Annotated in this window: 17 protein-coding genes and 1 pseudogene; 12 read left to right on the top strand and 6 right to left on the bottom strand. The window is 33.4% G+C overall.

Annotated elements, in window-relative coordinates:
* The first annotated feature begins 8 nt into the window (after positions 1 to 8).
* The 6 genes and pseudogenes from AC3E9W_RS22260 to AC3E9W_RS22235 all read left to right on the top strand — a co-directional run bounded on the left by AC3E9W_RS22260 (position 9) and on the right by AC3E9W_RS22235 (position 5,108).
* Positions 9 to 866 carry a ThuA domain-containing protein gene (locus AC3E9W_RS22260; RefSeq protein WP_488770099.1) on the top strand — a complete coding sequence of 286 codons (858 nt, stop codon included), beginning with the start codon at positions 9 to 11 and terminating at the stop codon, positions 864 to 866.
* Between the two features lie 33 nt (positions 867 to 899).
* On the top strand, positions 900 to 1,700 hold the full coding sequence (locus AC3E9W_RS22255) for a hypothetical protein (RefSeq protein WP_488770098.1): 801 nt from the start codon (positions 900 to 902) through the stop codon (positions 1,698 to 1,700).
* 28 nt (positions 1,701 to 1,728) lie between these two features.
* Positions 1,729 to 2,583 (top strand): annotated as a pseudogene (locus AC3E9W_RS22250) (sulfurtransferase).
* 91 nt (positions 2,584 to 2,674) lie between these two features.
* Complete coding sequence (locus AC3E9W_RS22245; protein WP_488770097.1) at positions 2,675 to 3,907, top strand: ABC transporter ATP-binding protein; 1,233 nt, start codon at positions 2,675 to 2,677, stop codon at positions 3,905 to 3,907.
* An 88-nt stretch (positions 3,908 to 3,995) separates the two neighbouring features.
* A complete protein-coding gene (locus tag AC3E9W_RS22240; RefSeq protein ID WP_488770096.1) occupies positions 3,996 to 4,607 on the top strand; it encodes a 3-keto-alpha-glucoside-1,2-lyase-like domain-containing protein in 612 nt (203 codons plus the stop codon).
* Positions 4,608 to 4,622: 15 nt separating this feature from the next.
* The gene (locus tag AC3E9W_RS22235) at positions 4,623 to 5,108 is read left to right on the top strand and encodes a hypothetical protein (RefSeq protein WP_488770095.1); all 486 of its coding nucleotides are present in this window, start codon (positions 4,623 to 4,625) and stop codon (positions 5,106 to 5,108) included.
* A gap of 77 nt (positions 5,109 to 5,185) precedes the next feature.
* Here the strand turns inward: AC3E9W_RS22235 and AC3E9W_RS22230 are convergent, their stop codons facing one another.
* On the bottom strand, positions 5,186 to 6,229 hold the full coding sequence (locus AC3E9W_RS22230) for an RluA family pseudouridine synthase (RefSeq protein ID WP_488770094.1): 1,044 nt from the start codon (positions 6,227 to 6,229) through the stop codon (positions 5,186 to 5,188).
* The gene (locus AC3E9W_RS22225; protein ID WP_306157539.1) at positions 6,219 to 6,839 is read right to left on the bottom strand and encodes a PASTA domain-containing protein; all 621 of its coding nucleotides are present in this window, start codon (positions 6,837 to 6,839) and stop codon (positions 6,219 to 6,221) included. The genes AC3E9W_RS22230 and AC3E9W_RS22225 overlap by 11 nt, the downstream gene beginning before the upstream one ends.
* Positions 6,840 to 7,351: 512 nt before the next feature.
* On the opposite strand from AC3E9W_RS22225, the gene AC3E9W_RS22220 reads away from it, so the two are divergent.
* The 5 genes from AC3E9W_RS22220 (at position 7,352) to AC3E9W_RS22200 (ending at position 11,386) form a co-directional block, all read left to right on the top strand.
* Positions 7,352 to 8,323, top strand: coding sequence for a D-alanine--D-alanine ligase (locus AC3E9W_RS22220; RefSeq protein ID WP_488770093.1), 972 nt, complete (start codon positions 7,352 to 7,354; stop codon positions 8,321 to 8,323).
* 183 nt (positions 8,324 to 8,506) lie between these two features.
* Positions 8,507 to 9,199, top strand: coding sequence for a DUF421 domain-containing protein (locus AC3E9W_RS22215; RefSeq protein ID WP_488770092.1), 693 nt, complete (start codon positions 8,507 to 8,509; stop codon positions 9,197 to 9,199).
* A 202-nt stretch (positions 9,200 to 9,401) separates the two neighbouring features.
* Positions 9,402 to 9,860 (top strand): pantetheine-phosphate adenylyltransferase, encoded by a 459-nt coding sequence (coaD, locus tag AC3E9W_RS22210; RefSeq protein WP_456891906.1) that lies wholly within the window; start codon positions 9,402 to 9,404, stop codon positions 9,858 to 9,860.
* 1 nt (position 9,861) lies between these two features.
* Entirely contained in the window at positions 9,862 to 10,632 is a 771-nt protein-coding gene (locus AC3E9W_RS22205) for an alpha/beta hydrolase (RefSeq protein ID WP_488770091.1), read from the top strand.
* A gap of 175 nt (positions 10,633 to 10,807) precedes the next feature.
* Positions 10,808 to 11,386 (top strand): PhnA domain-containing protein, encoded by a 579-nt coding sequence (locus tag AC3E9W_RS22200; protein WP_488770090.1) that lies wholly within the window; start codon positions 10,808 to 10,810, stop codon positions 11,384 to 11,386.
* Between the two features lie 276 nt (positions 11,387 to 11,662).
* On the opposite strand, the gene AC3E9W_RS22195 is transcribed toward AC3E9W_RS22200, so the two are convergent.
* Together AC3E9W_RS22195 and AC3E9W_RS22190 are read right to left on the bottom strand one after the other, a co-directional pair.
* Positions 11,663 to 12,106, bottom strand: a complete 444-nt coding sequence (locus AC3E9W_RS22195; RefSeq protein WP_125719681.1) for a hypothetical protein — start codon at positions 12,104 to 12,106, stop codon at positions 11,663 to 11,665.
* Between the two features lie 375 nt (positions 12,107 to 12,481).
* Entirely contained in the window at positions 12,482 to 13,846 is a 1,365-nt protein-coding gene (locus AC3E9W_RS22190) for a DEAD/DEAH box helicase (RefSeq protein ID WP_488770089.1), read from the bottom strand.
* 372 nt (positions 13,847 to 14,218) lie between these two features.
* On the opposite strand from AC3E9W_RS22190, the gene AC3E9W_RS22185 reads away from it, so the two are divergent.
* A complete protein-coding gene (locus tag AC3E9W_RS22185) occupies positions 14,219 to 15,946 on the top strand; it encodes a M14 family metallopeptidase (RefSeq protein ID WP_488770088.1) in 1,728 nt (575 codons plus the stop codon).
* A gap of 245 nt (positions 15,947 to 16,191) precedes the next feature.
* Here AC3E9W_RS22185 and AC3E9W_RS22180 read toward each other — a convergent pair whose 3' ends face one another.
* The gene (locus AC3E9W_RS22180) at positions 16,192 to 16,587 is read right to left on the bottom strand and encodes a hypothetical protein (protein ID WP_488770087.1); all 396 of its coding nucleotides are present in this window, start codon (positions 16,585 to 16,587) and stop codon (positions 16,192 to 16,194) included.
* Positions 16,588 to 16,656: 69 nt separating this feature from the next.
* Positions 16,657 to 16,884, bottom strand: a complete 228-nt coding sequence (locus tag AC3E9W_RS22175; RefSeq protein WP_488770085.1) for a hypothetical protein — start codon at positions 16,882 to 16,884, stop codon at positions 16,657 to 16,659.
* Positions 16,885 to 17,262 lie beyond the last annotated feature (378 nt).

Raw genomic sequence — 17,262 nt, 5'->3', positions numbered from 1 at the left:
GAGCATTCATGACGATTTCTAACCAAAACCACCAAACCTTTTTAAAAAAAAGTCTTTTACTTTTTATTTTAATTTTTTCTCTTTTTGGCTTTTCGCAAAAGAAAAAAGACAATCCAAAATTTAAAGTTATTGCTTTTTATACTGCAAAAAACGATCAGGCGCATATCAGTTTTGTGCATGAAGCCAATAAATACTTTCCAAAATTAGCCGAAGAAAATCATTTTCAATACGATTCTACCAGCAATTGGGACAATTTAAACGCACAATTTTTGGCAAAATATCAGGTTGTTTTGTTTTTAGACACCCGTCCTGAGAAAAAAGAACAGCGAGAAGCTTTCCAGAAATACATGGAAAATGGTGGCGGTTTCATCGGATTCCATTTTTCGGCATTTGCTTTAAACGATTCTAGTTATCCTCAAGATTGGAACTGGTATCACAATACTTTCTTAGGCTCTGGCGAATACGGAAGCAATACTTGGCGACCAACTTCGGCAGTTTTAAGAGTAGAAAATCAGCATCCAGTAACCAAAAATCTGCCTAAAACTTTTACTTCTGCTCCAAACGAATGGTACAGATGGTCAAATGATTTAACCAAAAATCCAGATATTGAGATTTTACTGGCTATTGACGAATCCAGTTTTCCTTTAGGAACGGGTCCAAAAGCTCATGAAATCTGGCACAGCGGCTATTATCCTGTTGTTTGGACCAATAAAAAATATAAAATGCTGTACGTAAATATGGGGCACAATGACATTGATTATGAAGGAGGAACCAACAAAACTTTATCGTACACTTTTGAAAACAAAACACAAAGTCAGTTAATTTTGAACGCCTTGCTTTGGCTTGGAAATTCAAAGAAAAAATAAACATTTACGCAAAATAAACACATTACTTTTTTCATGAAAGACAAAATTATTTTCATTCTCATTACACTAGCTTTATTTTCCTGCAACTCCAAAGAGCAAGTGAAATCTAGCAATCAAAAAAAAATAATACACGAAAGCACCGAAGTAAAGAAAACGGACAAAACTGCCGATGCAACTCATTATCAAATCTCAGTTTATGACGATCCTCAATTTACAGATAGAATTTTAAATACAAGAGAAAGCTTAAAAAAGCTTTCTGCGAATAATCTTTTCTCGAATATTAGCACTAAAATCACAGCAAAACTAAATGAGAAACAGAATCAATTTTTCAAAACCAACACTAACTATGAGCTAATCTCTTTTGCAAAAGGCAATATATTTCAAAAAAATAGCGAAGATTATATTTTTATAGTTTATGATGTGAAAGATAACAGAACTAAAATATTGTTTTTCAATGCAGCCACAAATACATATGCTGAGCTTTATAAAGATCTTAAAGTTAAAAATGATTTAGAAGATGCAAATTGTAACGGCTATTCTTTTGGAACACTTGATTATCGATTTGCGGTTGACCATTTAGTTACAAATGAAGATGCTATTACCATAAATCCAGAATATTTTCTAGAATTTATACCAGTTATGATTACTGATATCTCAAAAGATGAAAACTTTTTATTGGAGGAAGGATGTTTTTCAAAGAAAGCTTCCAAAACAAATTTAGAAAACACAATTTGCATTTCAACAAGTTCTGCATACAACAATTGGGAATGTCTGAAATACGACAAAACAAATAATACTTTTTCGCTTTTTTACAGTCAAACATTTGCCGATTAATTACTGAAAATAAACTATAAAAAATAATATGCTTACTACATTTTCATCTATTATAAACGTTGAGGGATTGTTAAGACTTCAAGATTCATCTGAAATCATTTTAATTGATGCTCGAGCTGGTGCAAATGCTTTTGAAACCTATCAAAAAGAACATTTAAAAGATGCTCGCTTTGTTGATTTAAACCGTGATTTGGCTGCTATTCCAGAAAACCCTGCAAACGGCGGAAGGCATCCTTTGCCTTCTCCCGAAGAATTTTCAAATACACTTTCTGCTTTAGGAATTTCACCTTCAGATCATGTTGTCGTTTACGATGATAAAAACGGCTCCAATTTCGCTGCTCGATTATAGTGGATGATGCGCGCAATTGGACATGAGAAAATTCAAGTTTTAAACGGCGGTTATCAAGCTGCAATTCAAGCTGGTTTTCCAACCAATTCTGGAATTGAAACTTTTGAAAAGAAAGTATATCCTTCGCAAGAATGGAAACTGGCTTTAGCCGATATTGAAGAAGTAGAAAAAGCGCGTAAAAGCGATCAAAGTATCGTAATCGATGTTCGTGATAAAAACCGTTACGATGGCTTGACAGAACCGCTAGATTTGATCGCAGGACATATTCCTGGTGCCATCAATGTTCCTCTTACTGAAAATTTAGATGAAAACGGATTTTTTAAAACTCCAGATGAATTGGCCGAAAAATTCAAATCCGTAATTGGAGATATAAAACCAGAAAATACAATTGTTCATTGCGGATCTGGTGTTACGGCCTGCCATACCTTATTATCAATGGATTACGCCGGACTTCCAATTCCGAAATTATATGTCGGTTCTTGGAGCGAATGGTCTAGAAATGACCGCGAAATGGCAACAAAAAAACAAAATTAATGATTTCTTTTTGCCACAGATTAAAAGATTAGAAAAGATAAAATCATTTTTAGCTGAGGCAAAAACTTTTTAAAAATATAAAATTATAATAATGCAGCACTGGGATATACTCTTATCAAATCAAGTAAATAAAAAAGCTTTCATAGATACTTTACTTGCAGGCGAAGCAAAAGGAGATTTAGCCGTTTTTAACAACCAAAAAGGAATTCTTTTCTCTGATATTGCCATCGAGAAATTTATCGAAAAAGAATTTCAATACGATAGCGTTGAGGCTTCAAACAGACAATTACGTACCTTTTCTTCTGGAGAACGCAAAAAAGAGTTTTTACGTTACTGTATTGAGCAAAAACCTGATTTCATTATTTTCGACAACCCTTTCGATCATTTAGATCAAGCTTCTCGAGTGGTTTTGGCAGAATCATTACAGAAATTAACCGATTCTATCGCCATTATTCAATTACTGAATCGTACTGTTGATATATTAGATTTCGTTCCGAATAAGGCTTTAATAAAAGATAATACGTTTGAATTGTATCCGTTTGTCAAAACCGAAAATCATTTTAAAACTTTAAATACTGCTACAATTCCAAAACCCGCAGAACCGCATTCTTTTCACGAAAGTGTACTAATAAAACTTGAAGATGTTTCGGTAAGTTACGAAGAAAGAAAAATTCTCAACAAGATTTCTTGGACAGTAAAACAAGGCGAATTCTGGCAGTTAATTGGACCAAATGGTTCTGGAAAAAGTACTATTCTTTCTTTAATTACTGGAGATAATCCGAAAGGTTTTGGACAGAATTTATTTTTGTTCGGGAGAAAAAAAGGAACCGGAGAAAGCGTTTGGGAAATCAAAAAACAAATTGGAATCTTCACCACTTCTATGACCGATTTATTTCAAAAAGGACATACGCTAGAACAAATGATTTTATCAGGTTTCTTTGATTCTATCGGTTTGTATACAGAACCAACTACGCATCAAAAAAACATCGTAAACCAATGGCTGGAAGTGATCGAGATGACGCATTTAAGAAAAAAACGTTTTATTGATCTTTCAATCGGACAGCAGCGTGTCGCATTAATTGTACGCGCCGTTTTAAAACATCCGCCATTGTTAATTCTAGACGAACCAGTTGAAGGTTTAGATGACGAAAACGTAGATTTAGTGATTCAATTAATTAATACCATAAAACAGGAAACCAATGTGAGTATCATTTACGTTTCGCATAGAATTGAACAAGGCCTTGCTCCTACTTCTATCTTCGAACTTTTACCTTCAGAAAAGGGATCTATCGGAAAAATAAAAAACCATTCAGAATTGAATTAAAAATAAGTTAATTAGATAATGAATCAATTAGATAATTTATCTATAGAAAGCAAAGCATATCTACGGAATACCGGAACGATACCAAATTATGACAAAGCAAATAAGCCTTATATTTCTTTTTTTACTGATTTTAAGTTCGTGTTCAAGCACGATATCCACATCTAAAAAAGAATATATTTTAAAGCATTCAAAAGAACTAAAATCAGATTGGACGATTAATTCTAAAGAATGGATTTTAAAAAATGACACCATCATAGGAAAAGGTTCACTTTCGCCTTGGGGAGTTTTAATATCCAAAAAACAGCTTCCAGAGAATTATGAAATCGATTTTAAAGTCAATATGACCAACGAATCTTTATTTGAAATCATGCTCCATTTGGATAAAGGAAAATACATTAGAACCTATTTGTATCAAATTGACCAAAACATTGTAATTGGCGACGGTGTCTATGATAAAAAAGACGATTCGTACGGAAAAAGAGGTGGAAAAACGTTGTTTAAAAAACCAATGGAACTACAAAACAACAAATGGTATGCTGTTAAAATCAAAGTCGAAAACAATCAATTATACTTTTCTGTAGACGATAAAACCTCTCTAGAATGTTCCCTCGAAAAAAGCAATCTGAACCAAAAAGGAAAACTAGGTTTTATAACCAATGGAGAAGTTAAAATAACCAATCTCACAGTTAAAACGTTCTAAAAAAAGTCGCTACGAATGGAAAAATACGAGATACTACAAAATGGTGATAACGAAATGACTATTTCATTTTATTTCAATAAAAAATCGCTAATTGTTCCTTCAATAATTTTCATTTCAACATTCTTATTAATTTTCACTTTGTTAAAACCTGATACATTGGCTAATACATTTATTGCAATAATTATGCTAATGCTAGTAAGTGCTTTTATACTATTTAATGATTATTTCGAATGGCATAGAAACAAATTTCATATCCTTAGCATTAAAGATGAAGATTTGTGCATCAATAATAAATTTCATTGCAAATTATTTAAACTGCAATCCGTAAATGTTGTTTATTTAAACGGAAAATATAGCCTAGGCTGGATGGTTTACTTGGATGTTTTTCCTATTTCTTCTAATGACTACGTTATAAAAAAACACTTAAAAGAAAAAGAGGCACATGAAATAGCAGAAAAAATCTCAATATTTCTTAATCGAAAGATAAAAATAGAATCATAAAAAAAGCTCCTAAAAGGAGCTTTTTGTTTATTTATAAGATTACGGAAGAAATTATCTAATTGACTAATTCTCTAATTTTATTCCTCCTCATCTGTATTATGCGTTTTCACATAATTACGCCATTTCTCAATACATTCTTTAAAATCGTCTGGCAATTGCGTATCAAAACGCATCAATTCACCTGTATTCGGATGAACAAAACCAAGCGTTTTAGCATGCAGCGCCTGACGTGGCAAAGCTTTAAAACAATTCTCAATAAACTGTTTGTATTTCGTAAAAGTCGTTCCTTTCAAAATCAAATGACCGCCATAACGTTCATCATTAAATAACGGATGTCCGATATGTTTCATGTGCGCGCGAATCTGGTGCGTTCTTCCCGTTTCCAATTTACAAGAAATAAGAGTTACATAACCAAAACGCTCCAAAACTTTATAATGCGTAATTGCTGGTTTTCCAATTTCTGGATCAGCAAAAACAGCCATTTGCATGCGGTCTTTTAAATGTCTTGCTAGGTTTCCTTCAATTGTTCCAGAATCAGCTGTAACATTTCCCCAAACCAAAGCAATATACTCACGTTCAGTCGTTTTAGCTTCAAACTGTTTCGCCAAATGCGTCATTGCAGCTTCCGTTTTAGCTACAACCAAAAGACCAGAAGTATCTTTGTCAATTCGGTGCACCAAACCAGGACGCTCACTGCTGTTCATTGGCAGATTATCAAAATGATGCGCCAAAGCATTTACTAAAGTTCCAGTATAGTTTCCGTGACCTGGGTGCACCACCATTCCTGGCTCTTTATTGATTAATAAAAGAGCATCATCTTCGTAAACAATATTCAGCGGAATATCTTCAGGAAGAATATGATTTTCAAATGGAGGATGCGACAACATAACCGTTATCACATCAAAAGGTTTAACTTTATAATTTGATTTTACTGGAATATCATTTACAAAAATGTTTCCATTAGTTGCTGCGTTCTGAATTTTATTACGCGTGGCATTCGGAATCAAATACATTAAATATTTGTCAATACGTAAAAACGCCTGACCTTTAGGGACTTCAAATCTGTAGTGCTCAAATAATTCGTCTTCCAGATCTAAATTTTCTTCAATATTATTGTTCATCACTTGGGGTTTCTGCAGGTACCGCAGTACTGTCTGCTGCCTGACTTTCATCTACATAACTTGCTTTTCCGTCTCCTAAAACCAAATCAATTTTAGAGGCTTTAAGCACACGGTCTCCTACTTTTAAGTTTCTGCCTTTCAAACGCATTTCCAAAACCATATCTTTACCAAGATTCGGAATGTAGGTAATCGTTCCTGGCTCAAGACCTAATGCCTTTAACGTCGGCACAGCCTCACGATATGTTTTCTCGATCAAATCTGGAATCTTTACAGAAGAAAAACCAGAAGCATTAATCTTGATATAAATTTTCCTACCCACTTTTACCTTCGTTCCAGGCAGCGGATCTTGTTCTACAACACTATATTTTGGGAATTCACTTCTATAATCAACGCTATCCAAAAGTACATAGTCCAAATCAAGTTCATCTAGCTTTGCTTCTACTTGTTCTTCAGTTAATTTAGACAAATTCGGAACCGCGATTTCGTGTCCGTGATCAGTCGTAAAAGTCAACCAATGCATAAATAAATAACCAATAGCTGCAATAATAGCAGCGGCAGCAAGCAATTGCAAGAAAAAAACTCGGCTTGTTAAATACTGACGTAAACTCATAAATTTATTTTTAATAGCGACAAAGATAAAGTATTTCGTTTCAAAAAAAATGATAATTTTGTTTTAAACATAGAACTCTTGGAATTTGGAATTTCAAAATTTGATTTTTTATTTTTCAGGAGCTATTCCTGCTGTCCACTGTATTCCCGATTAACAAAAACTACGGCTAAAAAGCCTTGTTTTTCTAAATCGGGAGATGCCGTTCCCATCAGGGCTAGGGCACTCGGTTTCATAAGAACGTTCTTTATTTTAAAAAAGTACAATTTGCCTTCATGGGTAAAATCAAAGAATCAACGCAATATTTGTCATTTCGACGAAGGAGAAATCTTCGTGAGAAACTCGACAAAGATTGGTAATTTTCTTTGTGGAGCTACTTGCGGAGATTTCTCCTTCGTCGAAATGACAAGATTGAAAAAAATCCTTTAATCAGTGCAATCTTTGACAAAAAAAATTAGCGTAATTCGTGCAATTCGTGGCAAAAAAATATAAAACAATAAAACTAAAAATATAAAATGAAAAATATTGCCATTATCATGGGCGGCTATTCCAGCGAATACAAAATCTCATTAATCAGCGGAAATGTCGTTTACCAATATCTTGACAAAACAAAATACAACGGATTCCGTATTCACATTTTTAAAGAAAAATGGGTTTATGTAGACGAAAACGACGCTGAATTCCCAATCGACAGAAATGATTTTTCTGTTACTGTAAACGGAGAAAAAATAACTTTTGACTGTGTTTTCAACGCTATCCACGGAACTCCTGGCGAAGACGGCTTAATGCAAGCTTATTTCGAATTAATCGGTCTTCCACAATCTTCTTGCGATTATTACCAGTCAGCTTTAACTTTCAACAAAAGAGATTTATTATCGGTTTTAAAACCATACGGAATCAAAACTGCAATTTCTTATTATTTGAATAAAGGAGATAAAATAAACACAGCAGAAATCATCGAAAAAGTGGGATTGCCTTGTTTCGTAAAACCAAACAAAGCGGGTTCTAGTTTCGGAATTTCAAAAGTAAAAACAGAAGCCGAACTTCCAATTGCAATCGAAGTCGCTTACAAAGAAGACAACGAAATCATTATTGAAAGTTTCCTTGACGGAACAGAAGTTTCTGTCGGCGTAATCAACTACAAAGGAGAAGTTATCGTTTTACCAATAACAGAAATCGTTTCAGACAATGATTTCTTCGATTACGAAGCGAAATACGAAGGAAAATCACAAGAAATTACTCCTGCGAGAATTTCAGATGAAATGACTAAAAAAGTAGGCGAAACTGCAAAACGCGCTTACGAAGTTTTAAAAATGAAAGGTTTCTCAAGAAGCGAATTCATTATCGTAAACGACGAGCCACACATGCTCGAAATGAACACAATTCCAGGCTTAACAACCGAAAGTCTGATTCCGCAACAAGCAAAAGCAGCCGGAATTTCATTAGAAGAATTATTCACAAATGCAATTGAGTTAGCTCTTTCTTAAAGCTACTAAGATACTAAGGCGCTAAGATTCTAAGATTTTAGCGCCTTTTTAAATTCCATTCAATCTGCCAATAAGGTTTTCATAATTTACATATAATATTGTTGCACAACATAGAAATTACGATAAATTTCGAATACCAAAACTTAGTACCTTAGTTACTTAGAATCTTAGCAACTTAAAAAAATGAAACAAATCTTCGAATGGAACCGATTATTATTTAATGAGCTTCCTGAAATATTCCTCTTGGAAGTGATATTTCGTTCTACCGTCATGTTCATTATTTTACTGCTAACGCTAAAATTAGCTGGAAAACGAGGTGTAAAGCAATTATCGATTTTTGAGACTGTAATTATTATAGCGCTTGGCTCTGCAGCTGGTGACCCAATGTTTTATGAAGATGTTGGAATTGTTCCTGCCATTATCGTTTTTACTGTGATAATTGTTTTATATCGCATAGTAACTTGGCTTACAGGAAAAAGCAAAAAATTTGAAGAATTCATAGAAGGAAAAACCGAATGTCTGATTAATGACGGGAAATTTTCATTGACTTCTTTCAGAAAAGAAGCACTGGCACAAGACGAGTTTTTCGCCGAACTCCGCATAAAATCGATTGAACATCTGGGACAAGTAAAACACGCTTTTATTGAAACCAGTGGCGAAATAAGTGTATTTTATTATAAAGACGAAGAAGTTGGTTATGGTCTTCCTATTCTTCCTTTATTGTTTGAAGCAAAAAGCAAAATGATTCCAAAAGACGGAATTTATTCCTGCTCGTTCTGTGGCAACACAACTGAACAAAAAAAAGGTACTGCAACCTGTCAAGTCTGCCAGAAAGAAGAATGGGTAGAATCGATAAATACAAGGAGAATCACTTAAGTTTTAAATTCCATTTTTTTTAAATTCCAAATTCCAATCTTAAAAGAAAAAACTAGTAGCTTAGCAACTCAGAATCTCAGAACCTTAAATAAAAAACTTTGTGCCTTCGTTCCTTTGTAGCATTAACCGTCAAAAGAAAAAACTTAGTAGCTTAAACAAATCTTAGTATCTTAGCACCTCAGAACCTTAGACCCTTAACAAAATGCGTAAAGCCATATTTCCAGGATCATTTGACCCCATAACACTTGGACACGAAGATATTATCAAAAGAGGAATTCCTTTATTTGACGAAATTATAATTGCAATTGGTGTCAATGCCGAAAAAAAATACATGTTTTCTCTTGAAGAAAGAAAACGTTTTATCGAAGAAACTTTCAAAGACGAGCCAAAAGTTTCGGTTATCACGTATGAAGGACTAACAATCGATTTGGCAAAAAAGCTAAAAGCTAATTTCATTTTAAGAGGTCTTCGCAATCCAGCCGATTTCGAATTCGAAAAAGCTATTGCGCATACTAATCGAAAATTGTCTAAAATAGAAACTGTTTTCTTGCTGACAGCCGCAAGTACTTCATTTATCAGTTCGAGCATTGTACGCGATGTATTGCGTCATGGCGGCGAATATGAAATGCTAGTTCCGAATGCGGTTAGGGTGAAAAAATAATATGATAAATAAGAGACAAATTCTTTTTTATATTATTGCACCAACATTCTTTCTGACAATTTCGTCAAACAATTTATTAGCTCAAAAAGATCAGAATTTTGAAAAAGAAATAGAAAATTCTAGCCAATATAATTTTGATAAAATTGATTTTATCGATCTCGAAAACAATGAAAAATTAAGCGGTACTTTAATATCTCCAAAAACAGCATATTCAAAGATTGTTATAATTGTCCCCGGTAGTGGAAAGAACACGAAAAACTCACATTATGTTTTAGCAGAAGAAATATTAAAAAACAATATTGCTGTTTACAGATTTGATGATCGTGGAATTGGAGAATCAGAAGGAAAAATTAATTTTAGCGTAGATCAGATAATACGAGATTTATATTATGCCTATATTAATATCAAAAAAATAAGCTCTTTATCTCAAAAAAGTATTGGAATTTTGGGGCATAGTTTAGGAGGAATTGCAACTATTGACAACTATCGAAAAGATCTGGATTTAGATTTTATTGTATTGGTCTCAACCCCATTTGAAAAATATGGAAAATTTAATAAATCACAATTCCCTTTTGATAGCATAAAAAAAGTAAGTGCTAAGATTGTATTTGAAAACATAAATATTCCACTATTATTCATAGCCGGCTCTAACGACAGTTTCTTAGAAAGTAAAAAAACTGCAGAACTTTTGCATTCAGTGAATAATAAAAATATTGATGTTAGGATAATTGATGGGCTTAATCACTTCTTAGTAAAAGGAAATGATGATTAGAAAGAAACAAAAAAGTATGATGATTTATATCACATTGACCAAAAAGCAGTGAATGAAATTGTTGGTTGGATTAAAAGCCTCAACCCCGATTCAAATCATAAATAGTTCTAAACATTAAATTTGGAAGGCACTCATATTATAAGTAAATTCGCATTTTCAAAATAAACAATAAATAATGAGCATCGAAAGAGAATTAAGCAAACGAAGCGGATCTAAATGTGAGCTTTGTGGTGCTGAAGAGAATTTAAAAGTTTATCAAGTCCTGCCAACTAAAAAAGGCGGAATTGATGAAGCTATATTAGCCTGTAACACTTGTATTGACCAAATTGAAAATCCAGACAATGTTGATTTAAATCACTGGAGATGCCTGAATGACAGTATGTGGAATGAAAATATTCCTGTACAAGTTGTTGCTTGGAGAATGTTAAGCCGTATGCGCGCAGCAGGCTGGCCACAAGAATTGCTAGACATGATGTACCTTGACGAAGATACGCTAGAATGGGCAAAAGCAACTGGAGAAGGCGAAGATGACGAAAATAAACTGGTTCACCGTGACAGTAACGGTGTAGTACTACAACACGGAGATTCAGTTGTTCTAATTAAAGATCTTAAAGTAAAAGGTTCTAGCATGGTCGCTAAACAAGGAACTGCTGTTAGAAACATTCGTTTAGATCACGAAAATGCTGAATATATAGAAGGAAAAGTTGATGGACAGCAGATTGTGATTATTACACAGTATGTAAAGAAAATATAAGCTTCTGAGGTTATAAGTTGGTAAGCTTCTAAGTTTTCTTTTAATGCTTAATAACTTAACCGCAAAGTTCGCAAAGATATACGCAAAGTTCGCAAAGCTTTGCGAACTTTGCGCTTTTGTAAAGCATCTAAAAAATAAACTTTACGTGCTTTGCGGTTAAAAAACAAGAAACAAAAAAAGCTGTTCGATTAGAACAGCTTTTTTATATTATAGTTAGAGCTAAAGCTTAAAAAACTTTGCCTCTTTGTCACTTTGTGGCTTTGACCTCAAAAAAAATTATTTTTGGAATAATTTGCTGATTTGGTCTTTTACGAATGGCTCAGAAACGTTGTTTGTTGCAGCATCTCTTTCTTTACCAGAAACCATAAATTGTACAGTAGCTTTGTCTGGAACAACATTTCCTGTGTAGTGCAACCAAATGTAGTTGTTAGGTAACTCCAATTTGATATCGTACAACGGAGACGCTGTAAATCCGCCCATGATAATGTTGTACAAAGAGTTGTAAGCATTATCAATGTTTTTGAATGAAAATTTTCTCAAAGTCGAATCATCATCACTTTGAATAATAGTGTAATACACTGTGTATTCGTCACCAATTTTCTGAATGTAGTTGTTGTTTACTTTTCCTAGTTTCTCAACAGGAACTGTTTCTAGAACTTTAACCTGTGCAAACGAAACAAAACTAAAAAACAATGCGGCAAGAGTAATAATCTTTTTCATGTGGTATTTGGGGTTTACAATTTTACGATCACAAAAAAACACAGAAATATTGAAAAAACACCTATCAATTGATTATTTTTTTAACATAAAATTGTAAATTGTAGTTACAAAAACACAATCAACTGAAATACAAATAATTGACTTTTAAATTCCAATAAAAAAATCCCAAATTCCAATTCATCTTTTAACCAATCTTTACGAAGGCAAAAGCTTCACAAAGTACATCTCCAATCTTTGCAGAGCTACTTGCGGAAATCCTTCGTTCCTCAGGATGACAAACACTGGATAAGCTTCTCAAAAATTATTCAAGCATAAAAAATTTATGAGAGTATATAGCAAAAACCTAATTCTCTAATTCTCAAATTGTCTAATTATCTAATATTTCCCCTTCTTCTCCTCTTCCTCTTTTTTAATAACATTTCGGGCAACTTCAATTTTAAACTTCTTACCTTTCATTTTTTCATCTTTAATGTTTTTCAGAAGATCTTTTACTTTATTATATTTTACAGCTGCAAACGAAACAAAATCTTTTACTTCGATTAGGCCTAAATCGTCTTTTTCTAGTTTTCCTTTTTGAGAAAAGAAACCCACAATATCAAATTTATTCAGCTTTGTTTTCTTTCCACCACTGATATAAATCGTTTGGAATTGAGGTGGTTTTGGCAGCGAAACATTTCCTTCTACATCCAAAACATCCATTTCGTAATCAATGTAATCTAGTTCTTTTTCACTTTCGTGAATGATAATATACGCTGTTCCCGTTGCCTGCATACGAGCCGTACGACCGTTACGATGTGTAAACTCGTCTTCTTTTAAAGGCAAATGATAATGAATAACGTGTTTCATTTCTGGAATATCCAAACCACGTGCAGCCAAATCGGTTGTCACTAAATATGTGACACTTCCGTTTCTGAACTGAATTAAAGCTCGTTCACGTTCTTCCTGATCCATTCCGCCGTGATAATACACAGAGTAAATTCCTTTTTCATTCAAAGTATCGCTAATACGTTCTGCAGCGTCACGGTGATTACAGAAAATAATAGCCGATTCTGATTTTAAAGAACAAATCAAATTGAATAAACTCTGCAATTTATCTTTTGAAGGCGAAATCACCATTTTCATAGAAAGATTCGCTTTTTCTTCCTCTTCTGGAATAAAATCTAAAGTAATCGGATTTACAACTCGAGTATATTTCGGGATTTCGATATCTGAAGTCGCAGAAACCAAAACGCGTTTGTTTACTTTCGGCAATCTTCCGATAATGAAAGACATTTGCTCGTGAAAACCTAATTGCAGGGATTTATCAAACTCATCTAAAATCAAATTCTGAATTTTATCGGTTCTAAAAGTTTCTCTGTCAATATGATCGGCAATTCTTCCAGGCGTTCCAATTAAAACCGCAGGCGGATTGCTTAAATTTTTGATTTCAGTATCAATCGAATGTCCGCCGTAACAAATATTGACTTTGTATTGCGTTCCCATTTTCTTCCAAACCTGTTCGATCTGAAGTCCAAGTTCTCGTGATGGAACTAAAATAAGACATTGTACTGAAAGGATTTCAGGTTGCAACATTTCTAAAATAGGAAGTAAAAACGCTAATGTCTTTCCAGATCCTGTCGGAGAAAGTAATAAAACGTTGTTTTCGTTTAAAATAGCATCGTGTGCCATTTCCTGCATCTCATTCAGGTTCTTAATTCCTAAATTGGAAAGTATATCGTTGGAATGGTGTTTTTTATTCATTTTGCAAAAGTAGGCAAAATTTGTTTCAAGTTTTTCTTGTTTCAGGTTTCAAGTTTAAATGCTGGATTATTTTATTTCACGCAGATTTAAAAAAGATATAAGCAGATCTATTTGATAAAATTTTTAAAACAATCTGTAAAATCTGATTAGATCCAGCATATAAAAATTAATTTAAATCTGCTTTAATCAGCAAAATCTGCGTGAAACAATAACATTTGACTCAGATTTAAAAAAATCAAAATTTAATCTGCCTAGATCTGTAATCCCGATAGCTATCGGGAGCGTGAAACAAAATTATAGACAAAGTAGATAAACTTGAAACCTGAAACTCTAAACAAAAAAACTATATTTGATTGTTCAAAAACCAAAACCATGAAACATCTAACCATTTTCTTTTCACTTTTCACAATCACCCTTTTCGCGCAGAACAACAAAAAATACGATACGTTTTTCGAGAAAGGAAACGGAAATCAAGCCGCAGATTACTACGAAACCATTCGCTATTTTAAAATGCTGGCGAATGATTTTCCAACGATTCAGGTTAAAGAAATGGGATTGACAGATTCTGGTGAACCCTTACACATGGTCACTTTTAATCCTGACAAAGAATTTGATTTTGATAAAATCCAGAAAACCAAAGCCGTTTTGTTTATCAATAACGGAATTCACGCTGGAGAACCTGACGGAATCGACGCTTCGATGCAGTTTTACAGAGACTTAGCAACTGGAAAAATGAAAGCACCTAAAAACACCGTTTTGGTTTGCATTCCAGTTTACAATATCGGTGGCGCTTTAAACCGAAATTCGACAACGCGCGCCAATCAGGATGGACCAGAAGTTTACGGTTTTAGAGGAAATGCGAGAAACTACGATTTGAACCGCGATTTAATGAAATCAGACACGCGAAATACCAAAAGTTTTGTAGAGATTTTCCAGAAAATAAATGCTGATGTTTTTATCGATAATCACGTGAGTAACGGTTCTGATTATCAATACAAACTAACTTACATCATGACACAGCACAATAAACTGGGAACGGTTTTGGGAGATTATATGAATGATGTTATGATGCCCGCTTTGGTGAAAGATCTTCAAAACAAAAAAATCGAAACTACGCCTTATGTTGATTCATTTAAAGATACGCCGGACAAAGGTTTCGGACAATTTGTTGACAGTCCGCGATATACTACTGGTTATACTTCTTTGTTTAATACGATTGGCTTTGTAGTTGAAACGCACATGTTGAAAAAATATGCCGAACGTGTAAAAGTAACTTATGAATACATGAAAACCACTTTGGATTTTACAGATGCTAATTATCAAAAGATAAAAGATTTAAGAGTAAAGAATTTAGAGCAATATCAGCCTAAAAAATCATACACTTTAAAATGGGAAATGGACAGCACAAAAGCAACCAAATTTACGTTTTTAGGTTACGAAGCGGGTTACAAAAAAAGTGATGCGACAACGGGCGATCGCTTGTATTATGACAGAAGTAAACCGTATAAAAAAGACGTTCCGTATATCAAAGAATTTAAATCGGTAAAAGACGTTGTTATTCCGTCTGCTTATATTATTCCGCGTGGTTATTGGAATATTATTGAACTTTTAAAGAACAATAATATTACTTTCCGCCAATTAAAGAACGACACAATTGCTGCCGTTGAAAGCTACAGAATTGCTGATTTTAAAACTGCAACGTCTGCTTACGAAGGGCATTACCTGCACCGAAATACAACTGTAACTCCTAAAATGGTAAAAATGAATTTCGCTAAAGGAGATTACTACGTTCCGACCAATCAAAAAGGCGTAAAATATCTTTTAGAAGCTTTTGAACCAGAAGGCGTTGATTCATTCTTCAACTGGAATTTCTTCGATGCCATTTTACAGCAAAAAGAACATTATTCTGATTATGTTTTTGAAGATTCAGCTGCAAAAATCCTAAAAGAAAATCCAACTCTAAAAGCTGAATTGGAAGCAAAAAAACAAAACGACAGAGAATTTGCTAAAAATCCTGAAGCGCAGTTAAATTGGATTTATAAGAATTCTGCTCATTATGAAAAGGCACATATGCAGTATCCTGTTTATCGAGTGCTTTGATTTTTTTAACTCAATCCCGATAGCTATCGGCAGCAAAGTTTTTTTGATTTTGATTGAGTTTAAGAAAACGCTGAGGTCGCAAAGCTGTGCGTACAGAACTTTGTCAAAGTTTTAAACTTTGACAAAGTTGAGCTAGATTTGCCATAACGATGTTTTTTTGTGTATCGCTATTTAAGGACTAGGCATAGTCTAAAATAAAAAACCTCGAAAAATAATTTCGAGGTTTGAAATTTTAAACAAACAATCTAATCATAAATTTCAACAATCGGATTCACTTTAATAAACTCTGTTTTATCATTTTTCCTTTTAACTAGGTAAACCGTAGAGTTACTAAAAAAGTTTACCAGTTCAGAGTTATTCAATTTGTTCTTTTTGTTTTTATTATAGTATTTTGAAGTTCTTACAAAATCTTTAAGACAAAGCACTTCTTTCGGGTTTAAGTCATTTACAATTTCTACTCCTTTAAAATAAAATACTTCATCTTCATTTTTATCTTTTAATAAAAACTTATTTGGACTCGTTTTGGATTCGACAATGTATGAATCATCTAATTTAAAAAAAAATGTGCCATTCGATTTTTCTTGAGCATATAAACTGAATCCCAATAAGAATGCCGCATATAAATATATATATTTTTTCATAACTCGATTTTAAAAAATATGTAATTGAATTTTGTTGTCTAATATACAAAAGTACTATTATTTTACACTTTATGGACAAGGAACAGATTTACCTAAAATAGGCACTCTACTTGCCAACGAATTAATCGAAGCTTTTTTGTCTTCAGGCAAATCCGTCCAAGCCTTTACACTACTATCCTTTAAACCTCCCCAAGCCATGGCCTCATAGAAGGCATCGCTTGGCTCTTCTCCATAATAATTAGTATATTTGTTATAATCAGCACTTAAAACTGTTTTATGAAATGATTTTAAAAGCATCTTTCATACTACTAAGATAGACCTGCGCCATTGCATTATGCTGATTTTCGTAAGTTTCAAAAACTTGTTTAAAATTACTTGCATCAATATCATTAGAATTTGTCGTATTTAACTTTCGATAAATATCTGCGTGTATGTATTCGTGCAGGATAATCCTAGCGGATTCTAAAGCTGCAAGTCCATCCAATCTATTTGTACTTATTTCTATCGTTATAAGACTATTCCCCCGCTAGCGCGAGCGTCCCGCTCGTGCACGCATGTCTTGTCCTAAAATAGGTTTACACAAAAGTGTAAAAATATGGAAAGATATTCAAAAACATCATCATCAAAATGGCAGTCTAAGTACAGTGAAGAATTCAAACGATTTGTTTGTAATGA

This window comes from Flavobacterium sp. 38 (assembly GCF_057799715.1).
Note: the sequence above shows the minus strand (reverse complement) of the source record. Positions and strands in the feature narration are given on the sequence as shown.